Source organism: Streptosporangium sp. NPDC020145 (assembly GCF_040631275.1).
In the GTDB taxonomy this organism is placed as follows: domain Bacteria; phylum Actinomycetota; class Actinomycetes; order Streptosporangiales; family Streptosporangiaceae; genus Streptosporangium.
Window position 1 is genome coordinate 26,813 of record NZ_JBEXZT010000017.1, and the last position, 16,179, is coordinate 42,991.

The window sequence follows — 16,179 nt, forward strand, 5'->3', positions numbered from 1 at the left end:
GGCCGTTCTCCTCACGCGGCGAGCCGGGGAGCCGGCACCGCCGGGGTCACGTGGACGTGCTCGGGCCGTCGTAAGCCCAGTAAGCGGTAGATGAGACGGCGCATGTTCTGGTCGAAACGGCCCGGCTCCGAGGTGATCAGCTCGGTGACCGCCTGGTAGCGGTCGGGCCGCATCTCCTTGGCCGCCCGGTCGAGCTGGGCACGCAGCGAACCACGCCGGGAGACCCGGGGGGCGACGGCCGCCAGCTTGGCGAGACCGGAGGCCGGGTCGACGTCCGCGTTCGGGAACCCGGCCAGCATGACGGGCTTACCGGTGACGGCGCCGTACAGGGTGACCGAGCCGTGGTCGCCGATGATCCAGTCGGCGGCGGCGAGGACCGCGCGCCAGTCGACGTCGGGCGGGATCAGGCTCAGCCCGTTCCTCAGCTCGTCGGCGAGCCAGGCCCGCACCTGCCAGATGCCGTGCCCGAACCAGACGTTGGGGTGGAAGAGCACCACGACGCGGAACTCCTCGCGCGGCAGTTCGGCCAGCAGGCGCGGCAGCAGGTCGGAGTGCCTGCCGAACAGCGACTGCTGCCCCCAGGTCGAGGTGACCACGACCAGCTTCTGACCCGGACCGACCTTCAGCGCCTGCCGGTAGAGGTCGCGGTGCGGCAGGCTGGCCACCAGCAGGTCGTGGGAGGAGTCGCCGACGACCGCCGCGACGGGAAGCGCCTGCGGGCACGTGCGGGCCAGCCGCCCGAGTTCGATCTCGTGCGGCAGGATGATCGCCGCGGGCAGCACGGCGCCGTCGCGCATCAACCGCTGAGCGTCGAGTCCGTACGGCGCGCGGTCCTCCGCCCTGGCCCCATCCCTGGCGGGCACCAGCTTGTTGAAACCCGCACCGTGCGGCATGACGGCCAGCGGCGCGTGGATCTCGTGGATCGATCCAAGGCTCGCGGCCAGGGCGAGGTCGAACACCTGGTGTGGGACCTGCGCCCAGGGGAGGGAGGCGCCCCCCAGGCCGCTGATGAACTCATCGACCCCGGCGTTGAAGATGTCCGGAGCCTTGGTGAAGACGACCTGGATCCCCAGGTTCGACTCCAGCAGACGGGCCGTGTCCAGCAGCCGCTGCCCCGCGGTCACGGTGTGGACGGCCACCAGGACCGTCTTGTGGACTCTGCGCGTCGCCCATCGACGGGAATCGAGCCCAACTGCCACCCTGTTCCATTCGACCATTCTCCTGCCCCACCTCTTGGATTCGTCCGGCCTTCGGCAGTGGGCAAAGCCCACTAACCGGAGCATCACCCCCGAACCTTGCGGAACCCCTTGCGGTCTCCTTGTCGGAACCCTGCGCCGTCTCATAGGACCTCGCTGTGAATGACGTGAGATACAGAAGTGACATCACGGCCCTGGATCCGCTCCAATTTCGATGAAAAAATCTCACGTAGATGCTGACGCCCTAGGAAAAGGGGCTCGAATGGAATTCCGTATTCTCGGTCCAGTCGAGTTATGGTCCAGCGGGCAACGCCACGACCTGGGACAGGCCAAAACACGTCTCGTTTTGGCCATCCTCCTCATGACTCCGGGACGACCGGTAACCGTGGAGTCGCTCGTCCACAAGGTGTGGGGTGACGGCCCGCCCCCCAAGGCCAAGGACAGCCTGTACAGCCACGTCGCCCGGCTGAGAGGCTCCCTCAACGGCACCGTTCACCTGCGGCGACATGCCGGGGCCTACCTCCTTGAGACCGACCCGGAGAACATCGACTACCACCGGTTCCTGAGACTCCGCGCACAGGCCAGGGAGAGCGAGACGACCGAACAGGCCCTGCACCTCTACCGCGAGGCGGACGCGCTGCACCGGGGAGAGGCACTGACGGGCCTGACGGGACCATGGGCCGAACAAACCCGGGAGAAAATCGAAGGAGAAGTGCTCGACAGCAGGATCGAACGCATCGAACTCGAAATTCAGCACGGCCAAAAACCCGAAGACAGTGCGGAACTCGTTGAGCTGGTCAACAAATTTCCGTTCCGCGAGAAGCTCGTGGAGCTTCACATGCGGAGGCTCTGCCACGAAGGAAGGCCGACGGAGGCGCTCAACGCCTACAACCGGGCGCGCCAGGAACTCCGTGAACTCGGCACGGAACCCAACCCGGCGTTACAGGAACTGCATCTGCGCGTCCTCAAGAACGACCCCACATTATTGCCCGCGCCCAGAAAAGAGGCTGCTCCGAACACCCTGCCCCGGGACAAGCAGACCTTCACCGGCCGCACCGCGGAGCTGGACCAACTCGTCGGTTTCCAGGCCCGGCGGGACACGGTCACCGTGCTGGCGATCGACGGCATGGCAGGGGTCGGTAAGACGGCACTGGCCGTACATCTGGCGCACCGGCTCACCGGCGACTATCCGGACGGGCAGCTCTACCTCGACCTGCACGGCCACGACGCCCAGAACGACGCGATGGACCCGGCGACCGCCCTTGACCGGCTCCTGCGAGATCTCGGCATTCCCGGCAAGCTCGTGCCGAACGGTCTGGACGGCCGGGCCGCGATGTGGCGGGCCGAGTTGGCCCGCCGCAAGGTGCTCATCCTCCTCGACAACGCCGCCCGGCACGACCAGATCAGCGACCTTCTTCCTGGGACGCCCGGCAGCCTCGTCGTGATCACCAGCAGGCGGCGGCTTGCCGGACTCGACGACGTCCACTCCCTCTCGCTGAACGTCCTGCCGCCCGAGGACGGCGCCGTACTCCTGCGTCGCATCGCCGGTCCAGGGCGTGCCTTCCAGGAAGAAGGAGTCGCCTCGGTCGTACGGCTCTGCGGTCACCTTCCCCTGGCGATTCAACTGGTCGGCAGTCGGCTCAAGAACAGGGCCGCCTGGGACGCGGCCGACATCGCGGAACTGCTCAGCAGGACTCGACGAAGACTTCCAGCCATCAAGGCTGGGAACCGCGAGATCACCGCTGCCTTCGAACTGTCCTTTCACGCTCTTGACGAACGCCTGAAGCAGGCGTTCTGGCGGCTCGGCCTGCACCCCGGCGCAGACCTCACCCCCGAGAGCGCGTCGGCACTGTTGGACACGAGCCTCGCCGAGGCCGAGGAGATCCTCGACGAATTCGTCGATCACCATCTGATCGACGAACCCCGCAAGGGCCGTTACCGATTCCACGATCTCATCCGTGAGTACGCCCTTCTGCTGTCGGACCGCGAACCGGAGGCGTCCCGCACCGAAGTCCTCGGCCGAGCCTTCGACCACTACCTCCTCACAGCGGACGCGGCGGACCGTCTCCTCTACCCCTACCGCGCCCGCGACCCGCTCGGGGTTCCCTGCCCACCGTCTCAAGTGGTCGAATTCGACAGCGCCGACCAGGCCTCCACCTGGATGGAAGCCGAGCTGGACAACCTGGTCCTTATCGTCCACCACGGATGGGCAAAACACGCGGCACTGCTCGCACACGTGCTCAGCCGCCATTTGGACCTGTTGAGCCGTTGGGCCGAAGGCGCCGCCCTCCACGAGCGGGCTACGACGATCTACCGAGAGCTGAACGACCGTTCAGGACTGGCCTACGCGCTGGCCGATCTTGGTATGGCCCAATGCCAGACCGGCCAATACGACGAGGCGCTTCTCCACGTGGCCGAGGCTATGGAGATCCAGAGAGCCGCCGGAAATCAACGAGCGATCGGCGAACTTCTCGACCAGAGCGGCGTGGTGCACTGGCAGCGCTCCGAATACGACGTCGCCTTCGGCTACTTCGAGCAGGCGCTCCAGATTCGCAGAACAGTCGGGGATCGTAACGGACAGGCGAACACTCTCAACAACATCGCGGTCATTCATTGGCATAGAGGCGACTACCCTCGTGCCGCCGAACGCATGTGGGAAGCATTCGGCATGTACCAGGAAGACCATGACTTACGTGGCCAGCAGGTCACAATGAACAATATCGGTTACGTCGAGGTGCGATTCGGCCACTACGAGGAGGCGCTGCGCCACTATGAAAAGGCGGCCTCCCTCAACCCGAACCTGGACCCGCGGAACGCGGCCATCCGACTCAACAATCTGGCCTACGTCTACCAGTACATGGGCCGCTATGCCGAGGCATTTGAGTATTACCAAAAATCCCTGGAGGGGCACCGAAGAATCGGTGACCGCTGGTACGAGGCAGAAGTTCTGAACAACATCGGCAGCTATTACATGCGACTGGGAAAGAACAGCAAGGCACTCGCCCAATATCAGACGGCCATGAGCATATCAATTGAGACAGCAAATCAGCACCAACACTGCATAGCCCTTCGCGGAATCGGCACAACCCACCTCAAGGCGAGCAGGAACGAAACAGCGATTTTCTTCTACAAGAAATCACTCGAACTGGCGCAGCGGATCGGCGACGTCTACGAAGAGGCATGCGCCCTCGACGAGCTGGGCACCGCGTTCGCCCAGACAGGTGAGCAGGAACGCTCGAAGGAGCACTGGCGACACGCCCTTGGCCTCTACGAACGCCTAGGGGTCGTCGAAGCCGGACCACTTCGGGCGCGACTCAACCAGCAGGAGACCTCTGTTCAGTCTCACTAAAGCACGAAACACCCAAAAGCTACAATCAGCCTAGGCACCATTCATGCACCGCAGAACCTAACATACCCTCCCCACCTGGGCGCCCAAGTCTCACCCAGGCATACATGGCAACGAATCGTTTGGATCCAAATCCTGTCATTCCCCCGAGACCATCGGGGTAGGATATGAGAAGAGGTGAGTAAAACTCTATTCACATAATCTAAGGACGGTAAGTGATCATAAGCTTGGCAACGTTTATCGTTGTCACTGCTATGGGCCCTATGAACCACAGCCCGAGCACCACAGAAGCTTCCATTGTCATCAATGCAAGCTCCATGTACTACAGCTCGAACACCAAAGAAGCTCCCCTTGTCTACAAGACAGGCTTCATGCGGTACGGCTCGAACGCCAAAGAAGCTCCCCTTGTCGACGAGACAGGCTTCATGCGGTACGGCTCAGACGCCAAAGAAGTTCCCTATACCATCACCGATAAGGTGATCTAAATAAAGGGGGAGGCGGAATTGCCTCCCCCTTTTTCATGCGCGAGCCGTACACATTCTGCGGCGGCGTTGGGAACGGGCACCGCCGCACCGGTCCATGAAGTCAGCCAGAAGCGACCTGGAACCAGACCGCGCATCCCGTCTGCCGGATGTGCTCCGTTCCCCATCGCCGGGACATCGAGTTCACCCAGCTGAGGCCCCGCCCGCTGAGGCGGTCTTCGACGGCGGACCGCATCACAGGAACGCCGGCCGTCGAACCTTCGTCGACCACTTCGATGTGAACCAGGCCGGCCCCGAGCCCGACACCAACCGTGATCACTCCGTCCGCGACCCGGGTCACCGTGAACGATCGCGTTTTGTGACGACCTCGCTCACCGGCAGCGTGATCGTTTCCAGGACCTCGTCCGGAAAACGAGCCCCCGGCACGCGCCAAAATCCCTTCCTTCCATCCAGAGATGATCGGCGGTCGCCTCCAGGCCGAGGCATACATGCGGACCTCGGTCCCCCGCAGACAGGTCAAGCGTCTTGCGGCGTTGTTCGACCCTTTCGTTGCGCGTTCTCTCGGAGTGCCTTCCCTTCCCCGCGGTCTCGATGATCTGGAGGGCGGAGGCCTAGCCAGGGCGACAACGGCTTGGGGGTGGCGAGAGTCGTCAGGAGGACAAGGAGGCCGCAGGCGGTGACGAGCGCCCAACCGGGACGTGAGGCTTCCGCCAAGTGCGCCGGCGAAACATGGGCGATGAAGGTGCCCGCCGCGGCGACGCCCAGGGCCGAGCCGAGCTGGCGGGCGGTGGAGGTGATGCCTCCGGCGACGCCCGCACGGGCGGGAGGGAGGCCGCTGACGGCCGTGTTGGTGATGGGGGCGTTGGCGAAGCCGAACCCGGCACCGACGAGCAGGTAAGCGAGGGACAGCGACCACAGGTTCGTGTGGTCGCCGATGCCCACGAGGGACAGGCCGCCCGCGACGATGAAGCCACCGGCGAGCAGCAGCGGCAGGCGTGGGCCTGACCGGCCGACCAGTAGCCCGGACAGCGGTGCGAACACGGTCGCGGCGATGGCCATGGGGAGAGTGACGATGCCCGCGGCCACGGGGCTCAGGCCGCGGGAGTGCTGGAGGTAGAGGGTGGTGAGCAGGAGGGTCGCGCTGAGCGCTACGAACACTGCCACCGCGCCGACCACAGCGGCCAGGAAGGATGGCCTGCGGAACAGGGCCGGGGCGACCAGCGGCTCGGTCCTTCGCGACTCGACCAGGCCGAGCGAGGCCGTCCCGGCAGCGACCACGAGGTAACCGGCGATCACGGTGGGTGAGGTCCACCCGATGTGCGGGCCTTCGATCAGCACGGCGACGGAACCACCCACCACGACGGTCAGCAGCACCTGTCCCGGAACGTCGAGCCGACGTGGCCGTTCCGCCCGCGACTCGGGGACGAAGAGGGCCGTCAGCACCAATGCCATGACGACCACGGGCAGGTTGATCCAGAAGATCGACCTCCAGCCGAGACCCGACACCAGCGCTCCGCCCACGACGGGACCCGCCGCCATGCTCACCCCGAAGACGGCCGCCCACACGCCGATCGCCCGCGCCCGCTCCTTCGGGTCAGTGATCACGTTGACGACGATCGCGAGGGCCACGGGGCTGAGCATCGACCCGCCGACGCCCTGCGCCACCCGTGCCGCGACCAGTACGCCGATTGTCGGGGCGAACGCGCATGCCACCGACGCCGCGCCGAACACGACAAGACCGAGCCGGAAGACCCGCCTGCGCCCGATGCGGTCGGCCAGTGCCCCCGAAGAGATCAAGAGGCTGGCCAGGACGAGTGTGTAGGCGTCGACTGTCCATTCCAGGCCGTGGGTACCGGTATCCAGACCCGCGCCGATCGCCGGGAGACCGATGTTGACGATCGTCGTGTCCAGACCGACAAGGAACAGGCTCAGGCAGCAGACCGCCAGTACCTTCCAGCGTCCGGGAGGTCGGGGTTCCTCGTCCATGTCGCTCCTTCGGTGGGTGTCAGGCCACCCACTGTCCGGGCGCCGGGAGCCGACCGGCCAGAAAATTTGCGGAAATCGCAAAAAACAACCGGATCGCTGCGACCGCCCGACACACTGGAGAGGTGGATGCGGAACTGGAGCAGACGCTCGCCGCCATCGGGCCCCGACTGCGCTCGCTGCGCCGCGATCGCGGCATGACCCTGGAGGAGCTGTCGGCGGCGACCGGTATCTCGGTCAGCAGGTTGTCGAGAATCGAGTCCGGCAAGCGGCGCCCGACGCTCGAACTGCTCATCCCGATCGCGCGAGCGCACCGCGTCGCGCTTGACCAGCTCATCGCCGCCCCTGCGACCGGTGATCCGAGGGTCCACCTGACCCCGCTGCGCCGCCGAGAGGGCAGCGTCCTGATTCCGCTGACCCAGTACCCGGGACGCCTCAAGGTCTTCAAACAGGTGATCGCGCCCTGCCCTCGCAGGCTTGTCACCCATGACGGCTACGAGTGGCTGTTCGTCCTGGCGGGAGAACTGTTGTTGGTTCTCGGGGAGCGAGAGCTGATCCTTCGTCCCGGTGAGGTCGCCGAGTTCGACACGTCCGAGCCGCATTGGTTCGGCCCGAACGGCGACCACTCCGTCGAGATCCTCCACATCTTCGGCAGGAAGGGCCACAAGGCCACCGTACGGGCCCATCCTGTCGACCACTGACTCTCTCCGAGTGCCGGTCCACAAGCCGCACAAGCAATCGCCAAGGCGGCGCGGCGATACCGAAGTTCGGCGTCGCCAAACGGAAGAGCGCCTCCTTCGAGACGTACCTGACCGTCCGTGAGGGCGAGGACGACCGGGGACGGTTCTGGGAGATCGGCGTCATCGGCCATGGCCCGGCCGCTATTTCCCTCGCCGAGCAGGTCGCGACCGCGGTCCAGGAGTGGGGCCGCGACCACGGCAACGAGGCGCCCGCCCCCGGCTTCCGCATGGCCGTCGCACCAGCCGCGACCTGCTGAAGGCCGCCGACCCACGCTTCGTCATCGACAAGACCCACAGCCGGCTCGTCGTCGACTGGCCATAGAAGGAAACAGCGTGATGAACTCCGAGATCGCCGCCCGCGTTCCGCTGGTGCGCCGGATCAAGCCTCCTGGAGCCCTTCTGGCTACGCGCGTCGCCGAACTCACCGCGCTGACCGTCGAACCTGCCGACGCGGGCCACGAGCAGTTGGTGGCCCGCGTCGGCGGAGTCCTTCACGAATATTCACGTGCGGCTTGAACCGCACGGATGGAGTTTCCGGCAGGCGCAGAGCTCATCGCCTGATCGGATCGGTCCCGCAGAAGGAACCGCACACGAAGGACCTACCGGTACCGCCTCCAGGAGAGCGAAGCGCCGCTTGAGGTACTGGAGAAACTCGTTCACGCGTTCATCGACATCATGCTTCGCATGGAACGTGGTACAGGGTTCGAGTTGACGCGAACCAGGCACGGTCGATGAACCGGCCGGTGATCCGTCCTACCATGCACATGTAGCGGTCAAAGGTTTCAGCGTCGCTGATTTCGTCGCTGAGCTCCAGCCCGCTCGCGTGCGCCTCGAACTCAGGGACCTCCATCCATCCCCCAGGGGAGGAAGGAGGGAATACCGCTCCAAGGTATTCCCTGTCATAGGTGTACAGCAGTTTTCCGGGGTCGGCCTCTTCCACATAATAAGCTTCGAGTACGCGATGCCCTCCGGCGCTCAACGCCTCTATCAGCCGTGGCGGCACCGTCACGCCGCTGACGGTGAGGATGGTGGACCAGCCGGCTGAGTGCTCTCCCACCCAGACGATCAGTTCTTCCGGGTCGGCTTCGTATGACTGCATGGCTGTCTGAAAATCACACAAAGTGCCGTCTCGGAGATCGACGCCCAACCGTCGGGCGATCTCGTTGCTGTCTCCCGTGTCCACCCATTGGCAGCTGAACCAGGATTCCATTCCGTATTCGACCAGTAGATCCCACTGGCTTTCCTCAGGAAGGGCGTGATCGGGTTTCTGCATCATTGGCCTCTTGTTGGTTGGTCTGCGGACAGTGGGGGTATCGGCCGTACATGACCAACACCCCCACTTCGATATACCGACGAAGGTGACTACGGCACGACGCTCACCCAGAAGGCGTGATGGGTGGCGACATGATATTTGTCATAAAAACTCTTCAGAGCGTTGCCGTGCCGTTCGTTGTGTCCGCCGTTAACAGCCCTGATGGAGTAGTGGCCAGTTCCCTTTCCGTTACCGGCCGCCCCTTGGTAGGTCGAGGCGAAGGGATACTCGTCACACTCTAGTCTAGAGTCCCGCGTCCTGCCGCCGGCCCATGGCATCCCTTCACTGTTCTCCGCTTTTGGATATTGGTCTCTGAAGTAGTACTTGCAGTAATTGGTGCTGGGTGATTCGCTCCAGTGCATTGGCTCGGCCGCTCCGACGTCCATGTACATTTCAATGTTGGAGAAGAATTTCCTGTTGACGCCGGAGGTGCCTTGTGGGCGCTTGTTCAGCGGCGGACTGGAAGCGACGTCCCAGTTTCCAGGGATCGTCTTCGGCTGCTCGGATCCGTTCCAGTACTTCGAGGGTGGATACTGCGGCTTTGACCAGTCGTGTCCTGGCCGAAGCGGGGGCGACGTCAACCCGTTGATACTCGGGGACAGGGCAGATTTGATGTGCCTGGTGACTTCGGCAAATTCAGGGTTCTTGCTTTCTGACATTTCGAAGACCCGGTGTGCCCTGTCATTGACGCATCCGCCGGTGTGATTTATCACCTTATCGCGATCGCACCGGTAGTAGGGGGCCGCCAGGGTACTGAGGTCCCCCGGCAGCCGTGCATAGCCATGCCGGGCTACTCCGAGCCGCTTCCCTGTCGTTCCTACTATTTCATAGCTCCACAGAGGAAGGTCTGAACGATTGTCATGAAAACGAGTGAGCATGGGCTTGATCGTACATATCGCGTTACTTCCTCCTACGATGGGGTTACTTTCCAGCAGGAACATGGCACTACTGGTTTCCTCCCATTGCTTGATCGTCTTCGTAGTGCTTCCGGTGACGGACCGGCAAGGCGTCAAATTATCCGATTCGGTCTGCGCTTCGAATGTCAGCTGGAGCCCTTGGATTTCCGCAGAGGTCCTCTCATCCAGAGGATATCTTTTCCCGTTCCAATACAGAGCAAAATCGGTCAGCCGCACGAAGAGCTTCATGTTCTGCGGCGTCAGGCCGCTGCCTTCTGCGTTGGCTACCTCCGTGCCCGCTTTATTCCCCACGTAGCTGTTGAGCACCCAGGTGGCACGGAACTGGAAGAATATTTCGCTGGGGTGGTCCAGAGTATCTTCCTCGGCTATCTCCAGAATGGAGGCCAGTATGCCGGCCCTGCCGCCACTCTTACTCTTGCCGACTTTATTGCTGGCCTTGACCCACCGCTTTCCGTCCGGGCCGTCGCCATCCTCGGTCGCTTCGTACGTTCCCATGCTGACCCAGGTTGTCCAGCAGGACGAGAAAGGGCGTTCTTGGATGCGGGCATAGTCAATGGTCGGATGCTTGGGGGTCTGGAGGCACTCCTCCAAATTCAGATGGTCGTAATCGAATTGTGCAGCGCTGTTCGCGGTGGGAGCGGCGGCCTGCAGGGGCCGGCTCGGAGAGTTCACGCTCTGGGCGGTCTGCCCGTTCGTGCTTGCGATGAGGGCGGCTACGTCATTGGCAGCCAGGGTCCGCTGGTAGACCTGGACGTCGTCGAGATCGCCCCGCATGCTGGTGCCAAGTGTCATTGCGGTATCAGGATTCCACGCGGAGAAACTGATCGGCGCGGACTTGATCAGGGCGCCATTGAGATACAGTGACGCGGTCTTCGCGGATGCGTCGTATACGCCAGCCAGGTGGAACCACTCGTTGACCGGCGGTTCGACGTCGGACAGCGCACCCTCGACTGTCGCATTGGCGGCGTCGGCGCTGGTGAAGGTGAACACCAAACCGTGGTCGGAGGTGTTGCCGAGGCGGAAGGGTGCCTGGTGAGTACCTTTCTGCTCAAGGACGGTGTAGTCGCCGTCCTTGTCGCTCCAGCGCAGCCAGGCGGCGGCGGTGAAGCTCTGGTCGGTCTGGATCACCGGCCCGGAGGTCTGCGCCAGAGGTTCCTCACCCGGCTGGATGACGTTGACTGTGATCTGCTGCCAGTCCGACCAGGGCGAGCCGACGGTGGTGGCGGTGTTGACTGCCCGGACCCGCCAGCGCACCTTCCACCCGTCGGCCAGCTTCCCGTCAGGGACGGTGGCCGAGGCTTGGGCGCCGGAGGCGACGTCGTTCACGGCGCCGGTCCAGATCTGGCCGGTCCCCTGCCCAGTGGCGGCCGGGTCGTGCTCGAGCTCGAACTCCGCCCGAACCGGCTGGGCGGCCGGGTCGGTGACCGTGGTGTGCAGGGCAGGGGTCAGACTGGTGGTCACCGTCACGCCGTCCACCACCTTCGACGGAGTGATTGTCACGCCCGCGATGGTGGGCTTGGGCAGGCCGACGGTGAAGGACTGCCAGTCCGACCAGGCGGATGCGGCGGTAGATGAGACCGCGCGGGCCCGCCAGCGGATCTTCCATCCGTCAGTCAGCGTGTCCGTCGGGACGGCGATGGTCGCCTGGGTGCCAGCCGGAACGTTGTCGGCGCTGCCGGTCCAGATCTGGCCGGTGCCCTGCCCGGAGGGGGCGGTCGGGTCGTGCTCGATCTCGGCCTCGGCCCGCAGCGGCTTGCCAGCCGGGTCGCTCACCTGGACCAGCAGCGCCGGGGTGCGGGTGGGGGTGACGGTGGCGCCGTCCACCTGTTCGGACGGGGTGACCTGGAGCGCGCCCACGGTCGGTTCGGAGACCGGGTCCGGCACGTCCACGGCCAATCCCTGCCAGTCCGACCAGGGCGAGCCGACGGTGGTGGCGGTGTTGACTGCCCGGACCCGCCAGCGCACCTTCCACCCGTCGGCCAGCTTCCCGTCAGGGACGGTGGCCGAGGCTTGGGCGCCGGAGGCGACGTCGTTCACGGCGCCGGTCCAGATCTGGCCGGTCCCCTGCCCAGTGGCGGCCGGGTCGTGCTCGAGCTCGAACTCCGCCCGAACCGGCTGGGCGGCCGGGTCGGTGACCGTGGTGTGCAGGGCAGGGGTCAGACTGGTGGCCGTGATGGCGCCGTTCACCGTCTGGGATGGGGTGACCTGGAAGGCGCCGACCGTCGGGTTGGGCACGTCGACCGTGGCCGTCTGCCAGGTCGACCACGCCGAAGTGGTCGAGGCGGTCGTGTTGGCCGCGCGGACCCGCCAGCGGATCTTCCACCCGTCGGTCAGCTTCCCGGCGGGGACGCTGACGGTGGCCTGCCCACCGGACGTGACCGCCTGCGAGGCGCCGGTCCAGATCTGCCCGCTGCCCTGCCCGGCGGGGGCGGCCGGGTCGTGTTCGACCTCGAACTGGCCGGTCAGGGTACCGGTCGCGGTGTCGGTGACGGTGGCCGACAGCTGCGGGGTGAGTGAAGTGACCGTGGTGGTGCCGCCGCTCACCTGGGCCGGGGTGACGGCCGGATTGGTGGCGGTGGGGGCGGACGCGGGGCCGCTGGTGGTGACCGTCAGCGTCGGCGGGATGGTGAAGTCGGTGTCCTCGGAGGCGGTGAACATCCGGTAGTTGTTGATGTTCGTCTCGCCGGGCGACTTGAGCACCAGGCCGTGGTTGGCGGCGCCGGCGGCCCAGTCCTGGGCGATGCCGGTGACGTTCCAGTCCATGCTGTCGGGCCAGGGTTCGCAGTCCTGGTTGACGCCCTTGAAGTTGGTGGAGGCGTCCTCGGTGGTGAGGGCGGGCTTGTTGGCCCAGTACAGGTTGTCCGGGTCCCAGGCGCTGGTCAGGCGGGCGACCTGGATGCCGTTGGTGAGAGCGGAACCGCAGTTGTGAGCGTCGATGGTGTTCATCGACAGCGTGGCTGCGGTCACCGTGCTGCCCTGCAGGCTCGTGGTGTCGAACCGCAGGTGCGTCCGCGCCTTGAACCCGCCCGTCATGGTGCCGGCGGTCATGTACTGGTTGTCAGGAAACGCGGGTGAATCGACCGTGTCGTAGGTGGTGGCCTCGACGTCGGCGCCGAGCGGCAAGGTGACCGCCGCGGCCACGCGCACCGGGTAGGTGGTTCCGGTGTCCGTGAGGAACGCCTGGTCCGGCTTGACCACCAGTTCCGTGCGGCCGTTCTTGGTGACCATGTCCGTGCCGGTCTTGCCGCGCTTGGCGGATGCGAGGCGGCCCTTGTCGCCGCCGTCCCACATGGCCGAGGGTGCCGTCGAGGCGACCAGCTTGTTCTTGCTTTTCAGCAGGAGTCGGCCGCCCTTGCCCTTGGTCAGGGTCAGGCCCTCGTCGTCGACGCCGATTCGCAACTGCAGCGGTTTGGCGGGCCGCTGCCGTAGTACCACCTCATGCCGGAACCCGGTCGGCAACGCCGTCACCACCAGGTCGGCGCCCACTCCTGCGGCGTCGGTGTAGGTGGCCACGCTGCCCTTGACGGTCGGTTTGGGCAGCGGGGTCGGCCAGCGCAGCGCGTAGGACTTCCCATCGGCGGCCATTTTCACGAACGGATCCGTGCCCCCGGCGGAGACCTCCAGGATCGCGCCCTCGGCGAGGGCCTTGGCCCGCAGCTTGCCGCCCTGCTCGGCAAGAGTGGTGTCGATCGGCACCCATCCGCCGCCCTGCCGGGTCCGTACCGGACCAGCGGTGACCTCGGTCTTGAACGTCTTTCCGTCGGGTTGGGCGTAGGTGACGCTGGTCGCGGTCGTCTCATCAGCGACCTCAACGGCCTTACCCTGCTTGGCCGCAGCCCGGGAGGCAGCGATCCGCGCCTGCGCCGGCGTGTTGGAGATCGCGTTCCCGTTCTTGCCGGCAATCCACGCCGCTGTGTCGTTCAGCGTCGCGTCGTGGTGATTTCCCGAGGAGTCCGCAGCCGTTCGGCCGCCTCCTTCATCGAAGGTCCAGTGGCCCGCCGATTGGATGAGTGTGGTGAAAGACCACGAATATGGGTTGATGGGGATTTCCCATGAGTTACTGGCTTCTGATACCTCAGCGCTGTATGTTGTGCCCGGCTTCAATGCCTGTGCGGGAGTGAAGGTCAACACTGTGCGGGTGTTGTCATAGACCGACGTCCCCATGACCTGTGTACCGCCAGCGTCCTTGATCGTCACGATGGCGTCGGCGACCGCCTCAGAGAACGTCACCTTGATCGACGCGTCCAGCGGTACTTCCGTAGCGCTGTCAACAGGCTCGACACCTGATACCAGTGGGGTGGTGCCTTCGGTGTCGTCTCCGGGATCGACCTCGGCGAGAGGAAGGTCGTCCGTCCCAACCGCGTTGACCTGACCGTCACGCTGCCCGGCGATCTTGTCGGCCAGTTGCTCGGTGATGGTGACCGGCTCAGGCTCCTCAGGCACATAGCCCGACATGGCAAGAGCTTCCTCATACTCGGGCATGGTCGTCAACTGTGTGTCGGTGAACATGAAGACGTCGTCCAACAGCGGCGGCTCTGGAAGCTCGACGTCCACGGTGAGGATGGGCGGGTGGAGTTCGAACTTACAGTTCTCCAGCGGTCCGGTCATGCAACCACCGGCGTCTTCGGAGGTGTAGCGTCGCCAGTTCCTCACTTCTGACTCGTCACCGGAGGTGAGCTGAATGCCGTAGTTGGTGGAGCCGTCGATCCACTCCTGGACGATGTCGTCGAGCGAGTGGATCAGGTTACCGGCGATGCCGGAGCAGTCCTCGCTGTAGGCGCCATACTCGGTGTCCGCGCCCAAGCTCGTGACCGAAGGCTGCTCGTACCACTGCAGGTCCACCTCATCCCAGTCTGAGGTGATCCGCCGTGCCGTGATACCTGAGCCTTCGTACTGCCCGCAGTCATTGGACTGGTAGTTCCACAGGTGCAGGTCGGCGTTTTCCACAGTGCTGCCCGCGAACGTGGCGGGAATGTCCGGGAACTGGAGGTAGCCGCGCCAGCGTTTGGCAACGCCGCTGGCATAGGATTTGCCGACCACGATCTGAGTCTGACCCAACTGATACCAGCTGTCCTGGGCGTCAACGTCGTTAATCCAGGTGTCCATGCCGCCGTCAGCCCACTTGCCAGTGTGGCTCTCCCACCAGTCAGACGCGGCAGCGGTCATCGTTACCGGATACGTCGTCGCCGGGTCGGCCAGGAACGCGGCGTCCGGTGTGAACACCAGCGTCCTGTCGTCGTCGGCGGCGAGCGCGACGGTGGCCTTGCCGGTCTTTCCCGCATCGAGTGGGGCGTTGACGTCGGCGGCCTCGGCGTCCTGAATCAGGGTGGGCCGCACCTCGGTGAGCGTCTTGCCATCTGCTCCGACGATCGTGGGCTGGCCCGCGGTGTCCTTCTTGAACGACACCCCTGCAGGCAGGTCCACCGGGACGCGGAACGAGAGGGGGCCGGTGGGCCGTTCGCGGATGACGATTCTCTGCTGGAAGCCGGTCGGGTTCGCGGCCACCAGCAGGTCACGACCCTTGCCATAGGCGTCCGCGTAGGTTGCGGTGTTGCCCTTCAGGGTGGGCTTCGCCAGCACCGACGGCGTGGTGATCTTCGCTGTGGCGTCGGTCTGCCGGCTTTTCAGCAGAGTCTTGTCCTGGCCGGCGGACAAAGTGAGGTTTCCCGCTATCGCCTTGGGCTTGATGGCTCCAGACTCTTCCACCAGGGTGGTGTCGATCGGAGTGAAGCCCTTGCCGTCGGCGTTCTTGACGCGGACCGGCTGGGTACTGAGCTCCAGCCGGAGCGTTCTGCCGTCGGGGTTGGCATACAGCGTAGTGGTCTCGGTGTTGCGTTCCGGGATCTCCACCCGCTTGCCGGACTTGGCCGCCTTGCTCTTGGCGGCATTGAGGACCTTGTCCCCTGAGCCGGTGCCAGAGGGTTGCGGAATCTTGGTTTTCGCTGGTGCCTGTGTAGGTGTCGGTTCCTGCGCCCATGAGGGTACGGCGGCGAGGCTGATCAGCAAAGTTGTGGTGATGCTGATGGCTGCGGCACGGCCGAGGAAGCCTCGTCGTCGCCTTTGTGTGGGTGTGAGGGATAAGCCTCGCTGCCCCGTGTCTGGTGTCACTAGCTGTTGCTCTTTCTGTAGGCATGCCGAGGAGCCCGCGCAAAGGTACACGGGCTACCAAAAGTGGCAATTCGGACAGAAAAATATCAGCAAAG

Annotated in this window: 8 protein-coding genes; 4 read left to right on the forward strand and 4 right to left on the reverse strand. The window is 64.8% G+C overall.

Annotation, left to right across the window (positions count from 1 at the left end):
* Positions 1-11 precede the first annotated feature (11 nt).
* Positions 12-1,139, reverse strand: a complete 1,128-nt coding sequence (locus ABZ463_RS26815; protein WP_362780183.1) for a hypothetical protein — start codon at positions 1,137-1,139, stop codon at positions 12-14.
* A gap of 319 nt (positions 1,140-1,458) precedes the next feature.
* Between ABZ463_RS26815 and ABZ463_RS26820 the strand changes: the two genes are divergently transcribed.
* Positions 1,459-4,545, forward strand: a complete 3,087-nt coding sequence (locus tag ABZ463_RS26820) for a tetratricopeptide repeat protein (protein ID WP_362780185.1) — start codon at positions 1,459-1,461, stop codon at positions 4,543-4,545.
* A gap of 260 nt (positions 4,546-4,805) precedes the next feature.
* Positions 4,806-5,027, forward strand: a complete 222-nt coding sequence (locus tag ABZ463_RS26825; protein WP_362780187.1) for a hypothetical protein — start codon at positions 4,806-4,808, stop codon at positions 5,025-5,027.
* Positions 5,028-5,540: 513 nt separating this feature from the next.
* On the opposite strand, the gene ABZ463_RS26830 is transcribed toward ABZ463_RS26825, so the two are convergent.
* A complete protein-coding gene (locus tag ABZ463_RS26830) occupies positions 5,541-7,010 on the reverse strand; it encodes an MFS transporter (RefSeq protein ID WP_362780190.1) in 1,470 nt (489 codons plus the stop codon).
* A 122-nt stretch (positions 7,011-7,132) separates the two neighbouring features.
* Between ABZ463_RS26830 and ABZ463_RS26835 the strand changes: the two genes are divergently transcribed.
* Together ABZ463_RS26835 and ABZ463_RS26840 are read left to right on the forward strand one after the other, a co-directional pair.
* Entirely contained in the window at positions 7,133-7,708 is a 576-nt protein-coding gene (locus ABZ463_RS26835) for a helix-turn-helix transcriptional regulator (RefSeq protein WP_362780192.1), read from the forward strand.
* Between the two features lie 375 nt (positions 7,709-8,083).
* Entirely contained in the window at positions 8,084-8,263 is a 180-nt protein-coding gene (locus tag ABZ463_RS26840) for a hypothetical protein (RefSeq protein WP_362780194.1), read from the forward strand.
* Positions 8,264-8,420: 157 nt separating this feature from the next.
* Here the strand turns inward: ABZ463_RS26840 and ABZ463_RS26845 are convergent, their stop codons facing one another.
* Both ABZ463_RS26845 and ABZ463_RS26850 read right to left on the reverse strand, forming a co-directional pair.
* Positions 8,421-9,023 (reverse strand): hypothetical protein, encoded by a 603-nt coding sequence (locus ABZ463_RS26845; protein WP_362780197.1) that lies wholly within the window; start codon positions 9,021-9,023, stop codon positions 8,421-8,423.
* Positions 9,024-9,109: 86 nt separating this feature from the next.
* Positions 9,110-15,982: a DNRLRE domain-containing protein gene (locus tag ABZ463_RS26850; RefSeq protein ID WP_362780200.1), complete on the reverse strand. Its 6,873-nt coding sequence runs from the start codon at positions 15,980-15,982 to the stop codon at positions 9,110-9,112.
* Positions 15,983-16,179 lie beyond the last annotated feature (197 nt).